General features: G+C 60.1%; 4 protein-coding genes. All 4 read right to left on the bottom strand.

Features of this window, described 5'->3' with window-relative positions; genetic code table 11:
• Positions 1 to 31: 31 nt before the first annotated feature.
• On the bottom strand, positions 32 to 3,130 hold the full coding sequence (locus P1U48_RS13415; protein WP_301069576.1) for a hypothetical protein: 3,099 nt from the start codon (positions 3,128 to 3,130) through the stop codon (positions 32 to 34).
• Positions 3,118 to 8,061: a DEAD/DEAH box helicase gene (locus tag P1U48_RS13410; protein ID WP_301069574.1), complete on the bottom strand. Its 4,944-nt coding sequence runs from the start codon at positions 8,059 to 8,061 to the stop codon at positions 3,118 to 3,120. The genes P1U48_RS13415 and P1U48_RS13410 overlap by 13 nt, the downstream gene beginning before the upstream one ends.
• A complete protein-coding gene (locus P1U48_RS13405; RefSeq protein WP_301069572.1) occupies positions 8,058 to 11,141 on the bottom strand; it encodes a hypothetical protein in 3,084 nt (1,027 codons plus the stop codon). Before P1U48_RS13405 ends, P1U48_RS13410 begins: the two co-directional genes overlap by 4 nt.
• A 1,325-nt stretch (positions 11,142 to 12,466) precedes the next feature.
• Positions 12,467 to 12,940 carry a hypothetical protein gene (locus P1U48_RS13400; RefSeq protein WP_076695116.1) on the bottom strand — a complete coding sequence of 158 codons (474 nt, stop codon included), beginning with the start codon at positions 12,938 to 12,940 and terminating at the stop codon, positions 12,467 to 12,469.
• Positions 12,941 to 13,028 lie beyond the last annotated feature (88 nt).

Raw genomic sequence — 13,028 nt, 5'->3', positions numbered from 1 at the left:
CGCCCCGGCAAAATACCGGCGCTACCGTGGCCTAATTTGCAACCGCCCTATACACGCACCAGTCGAGACGACGCACGATGTCTTCCTGGTGAGAATAATCCACCTTTGAAAGAGCTTTCATCCGGGAGAGCCGGCTTGAGATTTCCTCGCTCCAGACTGTCGTGAATGCGGCGATGTCGGAGCCAGTCTTGCCGTTTTCGTCAAGATTGAAGCGCCCCGCAAGCCGTCCCGCAACTTCAAAGGAACCCTCCTTGCACGCGCGTTCAAATGCAGCGCGAGGTTCAGGTATTCCGTCCTCTTCGAAGACAGTGATCAAGGCGCCGAGTTGCGCCTCTTCTTCGGAAGCAGCCCGGCGGGCCATATTTGGTAGAAGATCCCTTTCGGATTTCAGCGCCTCTTCGATTGTCAGGAATTCGCCGGTATCGGACCCCTTCAGGGCCTGGCTGGCTTCCTTGATCCGGCGCACCAGCCACGACGACACGGCGCGTGAAATGGGTGAGCCCGATGTATCGCCCGACAACCCCTTCAGGGCCTTCTCAAGACGGGAGGCCAGGTTTCCCACGATAGTGCGCATGCGCTCTTCTGATCGCTGATTTTGCGTGCTTTCACGCTCAAAGGCCGTAATCCAGGCCGAAAGGATGCCGATGGCTTCATCGAAGTGGCGATGGAGATATTCGACACCCTTTGGATGCAGGCGGGATGAAGGCCTGCCGATACTGGAAGCAAATTCAGTCCCCCTGTCCTCGATTTCAGCTGCAGTCGATAGCTGATCAATGGCGCGGTGCGCAAGCTCCGAAGCATTTTTCTGGCCTGCCTTGATGGCCGCGAGCGCCTGTCCGATGAGACCGGAATCCGAAACGATATGATGCATGAACTGGGTTGCGAAACTCCATCTCGACGACTTGCGCGACATGATCGCACACCATTCTTCAAGACGGTCGATAATGCGCTTGCGTTGCGGAACAAGCCGGGCTCCGGAAAGGCGTGCCAGCGTATCCGATCCGGGCGGAAAGTCATATTCTAGTTCGGCGATAGCTTCGGCAACCTCGCGCAGATGTGCGCCGAGTGTGCCCCGGGCAAGATCAGGAAGAAGGGTGCGCAGACTGAAGGACTGCTGAAGAATGGCTGGCCGCAAGAGGGCGCCGAGCAGGATGTTGCGACCCATGTCGGTCTGGACGACCGTCGCCGCGCGGTTGGCAAGGGTCAGGAACCTCTGGGTGTCCGGTCCGTAGTCACCGTGCTGCGCCCGACTTGCCGCCGCGGCCCGGAGTGCTGCAGCCTCGACCGGCCAGGCGAAGTTTTTTGCTTCCAGAGCGCCGGCAGCGTCCGCAGCGATACCTATGAGGTTTCGATCGATCAGGAGTCCCAGGAGTGCGGCGTCGAGCGGCGGTTCCGCACCCTGCAAGGTATCATCCAAGGCATCATCAGCTGTATCTTCCGAAGCATCCTGATCTTTGTCAGCTTTGCGTGTCTCTGCCGTCCGATCATCGGGCTTCGTTTCGGTCTGAACAGGGGACGAAGTTGAAATATCGTTGGCGGGTGTCTCATCGGTGAGAGGCTCTGAGGACGCCTGCGCCACCGGGCTCTCCACAGGTTCAGGCTCCGGGAGGCCGGAGGCCCTGGACGGCTCAACGGCTTCCTCAGGGGTGTCTCCGGGGAGATCTTCAGGTTCGGCCTCCGGGATATCATCCCGCGCGTCACCCAGGCCGGTCTCCGGCGCCGGGTCAGGTTCAGCGGTTTCTGCGGTGTCCGGATGCTCGTCATGCGCGACGTTCCGGAGTTCGTCCTTCGGCGACACGTGCGCATCAAGCGCGTCTTCGTGCGTTGTATCGCCCTGGGATGTCTGCCCGGGCAGAAGATTTTCCAGTGCCACGGCATCGTCGGTCAGAATGGCAGTAACGATGGCCTGAAGGTGACTGTGTCTGTGATCGTTTTCCTTGATGATTGCTTCGAGTTTCTCTCCTTCGCCAGCCAGCCGTCCCAGCTCGTCATATCGCTTTGACCTGGTGGCGTCAGCAATCAGCGCATCAATTTCCTGGCTGCGGGCAATATTGGAATCGTGATCTTCCCGCGCGGCCGAAATGTCAGACTTCATTTCGGTGATGTCTCGGGAAGTAAGCCTGACGATACGGGCCTCTGTCAGGTATTCCTCTTCGAGTACTATACCAATACTTTCGAAGGAGGCCGCAATTTCATCTGCGCGTTCAGACTGCGTGCCATCCGCAATCCCGGCAGCACGTTCTGAGAGCTTTGCAATTGCCGTGAAATCTTCCGAGTCGCTGTTTTCGTCAAGGGTTTCGACCAGGGCTTTCAGTGTTTTCACGATATCGGCGCGCAGATTGCCTGTCGGATCCACTCCTGTCTCAAGGTGAACACTGATACGGGCGTCCAGAATTTCGATGACAGAGTCCCAATACCCGCTATCCTCGGCAAGTTTGAAAAGGTGGTCGAACATATTTTCCGGACCTGCTTCGCCAATGGCGAGTGTAAACATGTCGAAGAGTTCCTCTTTACTGGAGGCTTCCATGACCTGAATGTAGTGGTCCACGGCATATTCACAGAAGGCACCAACCACCAGATCCGTTGGCGGTTTCGCATTCACAAGCAAATCTCCCACACGATCTTCAAGGTGGTCGTTTCCCTCCAATCGCAGCTTCATCAGAGGAAGCTTTCCGATAATGCGACTTTTCTTCTGGACCGTATCCCGGTAGCTCGCTGCCCCGTGCTTTATCCCGCGCCTGTTCCGCACCACTTCCACTTCGATCATCGGAATGATCCAGGCTTTACCTTCCGCAATGTCGAGGATCGCATCATAGAATGCGGTATGATCTTTTGGATCAACCTGGAATCCCAGTCGCTTGACAAGGAAGTTGATGTCGCGCTGTGAGAAGTGGCCGGCCCGGGCAAGGAAAGCGGTGGCGTCCGGTGCGATCTCTCTCAGGGGGAAGTGGCTGGTTGGATCCGGATCCATGTAATCTTCATCCCAGGTTGCGTATCTGAGCAGGATCGGATGCGGTTCGTGAGAGGCTTCACTGACAACTTTTTCACTGGTTGCAGTTTTGAAGCCGTTTCCGGCAGCGGCTTCGGCTATTTTCGCATTGCTTTTCATAGAGGGTTTCATGCCTTCCATTCGGGGTCAATTTCAACGCCGGCATTGGTGAGAAGTGTTTCGATCCAGCCCAGAGCGGGTCGCCGTTCGAAGTCTGACCAGTGGCGCTGATTGGAATAATCATTCAGGCACCGGGTGCAGCTTGAAATGCAATCGGGGTTCGGGCAGGCAAGAATTTTGCGCGCGGACATCAGCAGGTCCCGTGCCAGGAAGCCTTCTTCCTGCGTCAGCCGGGTGGCATAGCCCGCGCCGCCTGAAACGCTGTCGTAAAGCACCACCACAAGGTGTCCGTTGAGCTTCTGGACAAGGGCGCGCAGGTCACGCGCGTCGGTTTCCAGCAACTCCGCCGCCCCCAGCCGGAGCGCCTCCTGAAGCGTCCGGTCAAGATTGATCTCGTGACTGATGGCGACCCCATCCGGCGTGCGCGGGATGCCCTCGAAGAGAACGGCGCGCACATCGGTCTCAAAGACATGTGCAAGGTCGATCGGGTAGACCTGCGTGGCCGGATCAAACCGGCAGGGCAGGCCGGTGCGTGGATTGAGGTGGGTCCCCAGCGCCGTTGGCTGCTGCCAGGCGCGGTCAGGCCCGAACCCCTGTGCAGGTTCGGCATGTTCGCAGTTGCGACACCAGGCAAATCCGCCGCGATGCCTGCCGCGGTTGACCGTAATGATCCGCCCGAGTTCGTGATCCGGGCGGTTGGAGCCTGGGGCATGGAAGGTCTTGATGCCGGCAAGATCTGTGTTCTGGTATTTCTCGAACGGCGCTTCGGTCAGAAGCAGGGCCTCATCCGCTATGGTCGGCCGGATCCGACTGGCGCCCGGGTCTCGACCCTGTCCGTCGGCGACCGAGGTCAGGAACCCGTGTGGACGAATGAAATTGCGCGTCGCATTTGCTTTTGGGAATTGGTATCCGCATTGCTGGCAATGTTCCTCCGGCTCGCTGCGATCAAGGGTGATCTGCGGCGAAGTGCAGGCGTCGCAGACGCGATATTTTGCCCGGTCGATGAAAGCATCGTCTCCGGTGAATTTGGATCTTTTGGAGATGCCATCGCTGACCCAGACGCGCCCGCCGGCGACGACTTCGGATCCGGGGGCGTATTCTGAGATTCCGATTGCACCGTCTCTGTCCAGCTCCAGAAGAGCGGAATCTGCTGTTTGCCCGGCCGAGTTGATGACCTCCAGAGAAACCGAATGCACGGGAAAGGAATATGTCGGGATCACCGCGCGCCGCGACAGCTGATCGACCAGGAACTGGTTCATGTAGAGGCGCTGCTGTGTGCGCAGGGCGTTCAGCGCGCGATCGGTCTTCTGAAACTGGTCCGCAGCCGTTTTTTCAATCGTTTTGCGCTGCTCTTCCAGCTCGTCGATGGCCTCCTGCATAAGGGACCAGCGGCCCCAGATAGCATCGGCAAAAGCCATCAGGCGTCGCCGCATCATGTCGCGCAGGCCGTTGGCATCCAGCGCGATATCTGCATTCTTCGGCGGCAATCGCGTGCCAAGTGCCGCGGCCGTTTCGAGATCCGCATCCGCGCCGGCAAGCCACGTCTCGAAGTCCTGATCGAAGACCTTGCGCGCTTGCGCCGTTGGAGAATCGACCAGAATATCGCGCAGCCGCGGCGCGCCCGGGCGCCCGTAGTTTGCAAGCCTGTGGTCGAGATATCGCGCGAGGATCATCGAGAGCTGGTGGCGTTGGAAAAAGCCCGCATTATCGAGCGTGAGGTAGGGCACGATCGGCTTTGCCGCGAGATATTCGCTGAAGGCCTCGTAGACCGCGCGATCAAAGCGGCCGGAGCGAGCTGTCGTCAGTACGATCGGGGCAACCTGTGCGCGTCTGCCGGCACGGCCTGCGCGCTGCTGGTAGTTGGCAATCGAGGGCGGCACATTCTTGCACAGCACCGCCTCGAGATCTCCCAGGTCGACGCCCATTTCCATCGTCGTGGTGCACGACAGCATGTTCACTTCACCTTCCTTGAAGCTCTCCTCGATATCTGTGCGGACCTCGCTGGCAATCGCTGCCGTATGTTCCCGGGCAATGCCCATCAGGGGGTGCTCGAGGTAGCGCGCGACATAGTGATTGCGCGAGGCCATCTCCGCGCGTTCGGCTTGCGGAATTTCCTGCAAGGTGCCGGAGCAACCCATCGATTGACACACACCGGCCGTATCGAATTGGGTGCGGCTGCCGCATTTGCTGCATTGGTAGAGCTTCACGTCGCGCCCGGGCAGGATGATGAATGTCCGGTCCAGCTTCAGCCCGCGGCCGACGCCATGTTTGGCGGTCATCGAACGGGGACTCTCGATCGCCTTCCAGAAGGCAACGAGCACATCCTGGATGGTCGGATCGTCAATCGTGGTGCTGCATGCGGCGGCCATCTTGGCCAGCAGTGCTGTGAACCGGTTTCTGTAGCCTGCGGCCGGGATCAGCGGCAAGGCGAGCGTTGTGTGGACGTTCTTCTGGCGCGAGATGCAGCGATTGCGCTGATATGCCATGCGGGTCCAGATCGATTCATCTTCGAGGTTGATCATGCCCGAGGCTTCCTGTGCAATGGCACGGTGCTCACGGACGATCTTGAGCAGGTAACGCACGAAGGCCTCGGCATAAGGCTTCATCGGACCCGGCAGGCATTTTTCAACGGCATGAACCGGCCGGTCGATCTGCTCGTAGTCGACGCCGATCAGGCCGAACCCTTCAAGGCTGAGGCGTCCCCGGCCGAAAATCGTGAGTTCTGCGGCGATGAAGGCCTTGAGGCGCAGCCTCTGGTTTGAGCCTGTCTCAAGGATTGGCACAACGCCGGGATTGTAGAGCCGCAGCCCGTCGATGCTCAGCTCGCGTTCGACGGCGCCGACCAGGTTGTCGATGTCGATCCGCCCTCCCGCGGTCACTGCGCGCAGAATCGCGGCCCGGATGGCCTGTTCTCGTGAGGTGCGCTCGAAAAAGGGCGCAAAGAACGCAGCATCCTGCCTGTTGTCCGAAAAGACCAGAAGATTGCGCCCGCCCATCGGCGGGTTTTTCCCGTTTTCTGTCTTTGGCAGGGCTTCGAGGAGGGATTGTGCCGCCACCGCGGCCAGCGCCTCGTCGCCCGGGCGCACCGTCGTGATTGGCTCGAGAAAGCGAGCGGACCGGTGATTGCAGGCCACGCAGCGGTGCAGGAAGCGCCCGCCATCATCCGGGTCCTCGCGCAGCGAGACATCTTCAAGGGCAACGGAGCCTGCCTCGTCGGGATCCATCGGGTGACCGGTCAGAGGGTCGAAGTGCAGGAGCAGCGGGGGATCTGTGTCTTCCTCGTCGTCCTCTTCCTCTTCCGCCGCCATTTCTCCCGGCACAAGGCGCAGAAGGTGGCGCGCGCCGTTGCCGGGGGAGGGCTCGAACCCGACCGGACCTTGCCAGGCCTCGACGTAGGGCTCGCCGCAGTTCCGGCAGACGTAAAGCTCAAAGGCCGGCCGGTCGTTTTCTCCTGTCTCGGCCCCGATTACAACCTCGTGGACGCCTTCCTCGACCTGCGTGCCAAGTGCAATGCCAACCCGGTCTGGTGATCTGGAGATCAGGTGGTAGCGCGCCGGCAGAAGCGGGAAAACGGTGGAATCTGCACTGATCGCCAGCACGCCGACAGCAATCAGGCCGGTGAGCGCCGGGATGGCGTCCGACTCCGCATCGGGGAAGATCTCCCGTGCCAAGGTTTCGATCGGGATGGCGCCGACCTCGAGCCGGTGGGCCAGCATGCCGATCTCGGTCATTTGTCCGAGACGTTCTATGAGGGCGTCACCAAGAGGAATATCCGCACGCACCTCAAGCTCGGGAAGACCCAGATAATCTGCTTCGGAATTCCAGTCTTCCGCGGATAGCGGCGTGTCGTTCTGAACCGCTTCACGGGCAGCTGCCGCGAGTTCTCCTGCACTCTTCCATCGCGCCGGCGTCAGCCCGCTTGGCTCTGGAGATGCTGAGAGGCTCGGATGCGACTTCTTCTTCGAAGTGATCACCGCGTCCGCCCCGGAGAAGGGTTCGCCAAAGAGGCGGGAGGCAAAATCGGAAAGCTCGCCCTTTCGGTCCGGGTCGAGGGAGGCGGAGGTCCCGATGCAGCGCACCTGTCCGTCCGGCACGCCGAGGTGTGCCTTCAGGCGGCGCAGCAGAAAGGCAACCTCGATCGCCTGTGCCCCGGCATAGGTGTGGATCTCGTCGAGCACGATCGTCTGCAGATCGGCGCGCGACAGAAGCGGTCTGTTGGTGGGGAGCAACAGGATATGCTCCAGCATCGCATAGTTCGTGATCAGGATATGGGGCGGCCCGCTGCGCATCTCAGCCCGCGACAGCAGCCAGTTCTCCGGCACGTCCGCATCTTCTCCGAAGATTTCCAGAAAACTCGGCGTGGACCGCAGTCGGGTGATTTCCTGATCGCGGGTGGCACTGGCCTTCACCTGGCCGGTATAGCGCCCGAGCGTTATGCCGGGGTCGCCGAGGTCGCGAAAGAGAAGCTGGGCGATCCGGTTCAACTGGTCATTGGCCAGCGCATTGAGCGGATAGACCAGGATAGCACGGACGCCGGGACGTTCCAGATCCCCCTGTCTGAGGATATGGTCTATCAGCGGATAGAGGAAGCTTTCGGTCTTGCCTGATCCGGTGCCGGTCGCCACGAGATAGTTCTCGTCGCGCAGAAGGGCTTCTTCCTGATGCGAATGCAATGGCCGTGTCCAGACAGAAGGGGCTGTGCTCTGAAATGCCTTCCAGTGAGGGGAGAGTAGCCCGGCATGCTCCAGTCCTTCGATGCTTCTGCCTTTCTCGAAGTCGGGAAGTGTTTCGACATAAGGGCCCTTGATGAAATCCAATGCCCCGATGCGCGACCGCATCTTGTCAGCAAGGGCAGGAGCCCGGATTTCATTGATCGGTGATGACGTGGAAACAAACCGTCCGAGGACGTGATTCAACTGGTCGCGAAAGAGGTTCGGATCGAGGTCTGTCATTGTCTGTCTTTCTGTTGTTGGCAGGCATGTGACCACAGGGCCCGAAAGTGAAGAAAGAACTCAGCCCCACCTCTGAGCATCAGGGTCATTGTCCGGCCGATTTCCGGACGTGGCAAGCCGGTCCGGAAGGCAAGATCGTCCATATAGGCATCGCAACGATGCAGGGCGGCCGCGCGCGCAAACCGTTCGATTGCTATGGCCATGCGAGCCGGGCGGTCATCGCCACCCCCGCCGCTGTCAAAGGCGCGCAACTCCTGCAGAGCCTCAGTCCATGTGGCGCAGATGACGCGGGATGTCGCGCCGAGGCGTCCTTCCGCCGTGAGATCCCGCAGGTCGGTCTCCCTGAGCCTGAACCGCAGGGTGCGAAAGGCGTGCTGAAGCGCTCCGGCATCCAGTCCCGCAGGCAGGTCCGGGTCGTTGGTGACGCGTGTGAGCCACTGCATCAGGGGCGCGTCGCCCTCGGGATCTGGAAGGTCCGGGGCAGAGGGGATCTCTGATAGTTTATTCAGAACCGCGAGACCCGAGGCCTCGGGAATGCCTTTCAGGGCATGAGGGGAGGCCTCGAAGATCCAGGGGGCGACATCTGCAAGGTCGTGTCGTGGCAGACTGCCCGCCGTACCAGTCACGTTCAGAACTGATCGGACTGCGCCCACCATGCGGGATTTTCCCAGAATGCCGAAAGCCGAGGAATAGGCCTCTCCGATCGATCCTGCGATCTGGTTTTCCAGGGCGGCCGGCACCGGGTCGGCAAGAAGTCCGGCAAGCCGCGAGAGGGCCGGCTGATCGGGGTTTTGCAGAGGCTGGCCAAGTCCGACGACAATCTGTGCCTGCCGCACGTCTGATATGATCTTGAAGATCGGATGATCTTCATCCCGGGCCCAGAACCGTGCCTTTGCGGGGATGGGATAAGCCGCCTTGTCGAAGCGGATCGCAAGCCGGCCGGTTTCCGGGTCGCGCTGAGCTGACACACCGCGTGGGGCCCCAATCTCGGCCGGCAGGCGCCCGAAGGCAATCTCTCCCTTGTGCCTGGTGCCGTCCACAGCTTCGATCCGTACCAGCAACGCATCGCAAGGCATCTGCGGCGTGATGAACAGGGTAAGGCTGTCTTTGTCTTCCTCAGTCTGGATATCGGAGGGATCCTGGGCGCGGGCAAACCTTGCAAAGATGTCGATCCGGCCGTCCTGACGCCTAAGGGCAATACGGTCGTCCGTGATGTCCTCCTGATCCAGCATTTCCGCGTTGATCTCGAATGAGGTGCGTGCATAGAACGGGCGCCGGATGGTCTGCCCCAGGACCAGGAGGTCGGCGTCGCGATCCGAACTGCGCAACAACACTGTGTCATGGCGATTGTTGTGGCCGAACGTCAGCATTGCGCCACGGGCAATGATACGCCGCTCACCTGTCGCGAGGCGGTTATGCAGAAGGGTTTCAGCCCCGGTTCTGATGTGGAATTCCCTGATTTCTCCGCCGATATCCAGTCCAAGGATCGGGGCCTCGAGATCGGCACCAAGATCGACGAAGAGCCATTCATCCTCCTTGCGCAGCCCGGCGCTGCGGGCGGCATTGAAGTTGCCGGGACATGGCAGCCGGGTAATTTCGTCTCCGGTGCTGTGTACGCCTGGCCAGAAAAACGTCGAGACGGAGAGTTCTGATCGGGCGTCAGGATCGCCGGCGGCGCCTGGGGCAAGAACTTCGAAGATGACTTTCGTGGGATTGTCGGATGCGGAGAAACCGAAGTCCATGAAGGAAATGCGCGCCACACCCTCCTCATCGGCCCGAATGCCTGAATATCGGGCCTGGGTGTCGGTTCGTGCCCGCACGATCCTCTGGGTTCCGCCTATCTCCGGATCGAGTTTAATCACGAGGTCGCTGTCGGCGGCGAGCAGGGCGCGACTGCCATCCCGGGCGAGGGCTGCGCCATCGACCCAGATTGCGGTTTCCTGTGGCGAGATCACAGAAAGGTCGCCCCGGGCCTCGAAGGTAATGACATCACCGGGTGCAATCCAGGCGACAAAATAATCCGGATCCGCCGCAGGGAGGGCTTCACCGAAACCCGGGGTGCGGAATGGTTCACCGGCAAGTATGATCAGGCGCTGGGCGGCGACTTCCGTGGTCTGCGTCCCGGACTCCACCCGTGACAGCAAGCTGCCACTGTCTGCATCTAAGATGAGGACCTCGCCTTGCGACGGTCCGAGGGGCACGTCACGGCTTGTCATTCCGCAGGTCCACAAAATGGTCTTCGACCAGGGTGGATCAAAAGACACCCGCTCACCGCTTTTCAGCTGGATCGGGAAGGGGCCCGTCCTGATCAACTGCGTCAGTCTGGATTTCTCGGCCTCGATGCCGAGACGATCCCCTGTCCAGTAGAGTGTCGGTGGTCCTGTCAGATCCTGACGGCTGCGGCCATAGGACCTGACGGCCCGGTCATAGGCTTCGAAGAGGTCTTCTTCATTGTCGTTGAGCGGCTCAGAACCTTGCCGCCAGGCTTCGAAGCGGCGCGCGCAATGTGCGGACTGATCAAAGCTGATTGTTTGTTTCAGGCGCGTCAGTCCGGCGCAGCGAAGATATACCGCCCGTCGCTGCCAGGACCTTGCGGAGGGCGTGTCTTCAATGGCGGGCGGTCCCGAATAGGCGGCCAGTCCGACGAAGGCCCCGGCAAGATCGCTGTATTGAGACCGGGCCGGACCCAGGGGTGCGAAGAAGAGGTCGGTTGGTGTTGTTCCTGATACCGGCAGTCCGAGTTTTCTGGCGGCTTGCCGGTAGCGGGACTTAAGAATGTCGCGGGCATAGGTTTCTGAAAAGGATTCCTTCAGGAACGCGCTGATATGGGAATACACATCAATGCTTCCGCCGCCATAATTCCGGGCCAGAGGGGTCAGGACGGCCCATACCGCTAGGGTCGGACAATGCCTGAAAAGGTTGGCCAGAGGCACCTGTGCAGCAGTTTGCTCTGCAATCTCTCTTATCTGCCGTGAAATCGGGGCGTCCACGATATACGGTGTTGAATTAATGCCGGTCCATGCCGATCTGAACGCTTCTTCGAGTTCGGTGAGTTTGATGGGATAAGGCGCTTGTTTCATTGCTTGAACATCTGCACATCAGTTACATTCTTCAATCCTATTTTCTCCCCGTGCAAATTTATTTATGAGCGTAAGGGGGCATGGTTGCACAAATTAGGTCTTGAGCACACTTCCCCTGTCCCCAGGGCTATCGCGTTTGGAAACTTGAGCGTGAAGAGGGCGAACGGATCGTGAACTTGTGGGCTCTCTCGCTGCGTTCGTGGTCAGGTTTCGAAGATTTTCGACCTCTATGTGACGAGGCAGACCCAAACGCGATTCCCCTGCTGTCCCCGGACGGACTTATCAGTGTCAGCACAAGTAGTGATATGTTCGACTGCACACAAATAATAGTCTGCATCAAGCTTCATCCGTATCAATCCTCAATCCAAAAAAAATGGCTTTAGCTAGGAAGGGGTGGTGTCGGACCACAATTTTGAGCCCGTTCCAATAGCGACGGTTTGTTGAACGGTTCGCTTAATTGGGTATTGATGCAAATGTAGCTAAAGTTTGAAAAGTCCCGCTCTGCCGACGCTCGCCAGCCGAAATGCTGCACGATTCACGAACGGCAGGAATGCGAAAGCTGCAATGCGGCGTGGCGACCTCAGGTGAATGTCTCCTGTGGGCCGACCACGTCGATCACCCTGACGTTGTGGCGGTCGCGCTGTGACTGGCGCCTCTGCGGCTCCAGGCCTTTTGGCGCTGCGCCATCACCCGTGCGCAGTTCCTCACCGGCGCGACAACGCAGCAGGAGGCGCGTCTGCGCCTCCGCGTGAGCCTACCGAGCTAACCGTGGGCCTAAGCCCACGGGTCAATCTCAACCAGCACCTGAACTTCATCCCCGTCGATTTCATCGGCGGGGATGGCGCCATAGGTTCCATCCCCGGCCTGGAAGACGACGATTGAGACCATGAGTGTGGCGGCGAGGGAGGCGGCGAAGGCGTGTGCATCTTAGCGGGACATCTGTTTGGCTCCTGTCTTGGAGGCGGGGGAGCATCCCCCGCGCGACAGGACCCCGCAGGCCCGAATACTGGCTGACATCACCGGGTGCGTTCGGCTTGCCCGAATCCATCCGGCGGCACGGGCTTGCCCGTAGTCCGACCCCTCGCGGGTTGATCTCGAAGACGGGATTCGGGCCAAGGAAGGGAATGGCGAGCGGGGGATGGTCCCCCAACATCAGGAGCCGGTTGTCCCGCTGATGCTTGGAACGCCGCCAGCCTCCCGGCCACGCTCTTGGTTGAAGACTTCTTCTTTGGGGATGGATCCTTTGGTGCCCCGCGAACTCAAAGGACAGGGTTGTGATGGATGAGAGGCCCGAACTTTGGCGGGCCCCTCGGTTTCAGTTGGGCTCAGGCGGCCAGGTCCGCGCCCCCTGCCCTTTCGCCCTCTTCATCGCCAACGATTTCAAGTCGCGCATTGCGGTATCCTTCCTTGGCGATCCAAAGCTCGGCCGCAGTGACAGATTCCGCCAGATGCAGCAGCTCGGTGTTGCCGCTGAAGTCGAGGAGCACGCGCACCTGCCCGGGCTTCGGCTCCTCGGCCACCTCGAAGACCAGGGCGCTGTCAGCCGAATGGCTACGCATGATGGTCACGAGGATCACCCCCTCCGAGGAGAAGTTACCCTCATGCAGCGTGAACGACGCGGGTGCCGTCCAGGTCGGGTAAGGTCGGGGTGGCTCCTTCTTCACAAGACGGCCGACGCCGTTCGAACGTTCCCAGGCCGCCAGCTTCTTCGTGAAGCGTGCCGGCGGCTTGGGGCTGCCATCGGTGTAGCGAATGAGCGCCCCGAGGGGGGCAGTGTCGATGATGGTTGTTGCAGACATGATTCCTCATTCCGAATGCGAGTAATCGCACTCATCTTATTGATATTGTTACACTATAGGGTGATTGGGGGCGGAATCTCCGCCCCCC

Source organism: Pseudooceanicola sp. (assembly GCF_029213205.1).
In the GTDB taxonomy this organism is placed as follows: Bacteria; Pseudomonadota; Alphaproteobacteria; order Rhodobacterales; family Rhodobacteraceae; genus Pseudooceanicola.
The sequence above is the reverse complement of the archived record's forward strand: the minus strand, read 5'-3'. Positions and strand labels throughout refer to the sequence as shown.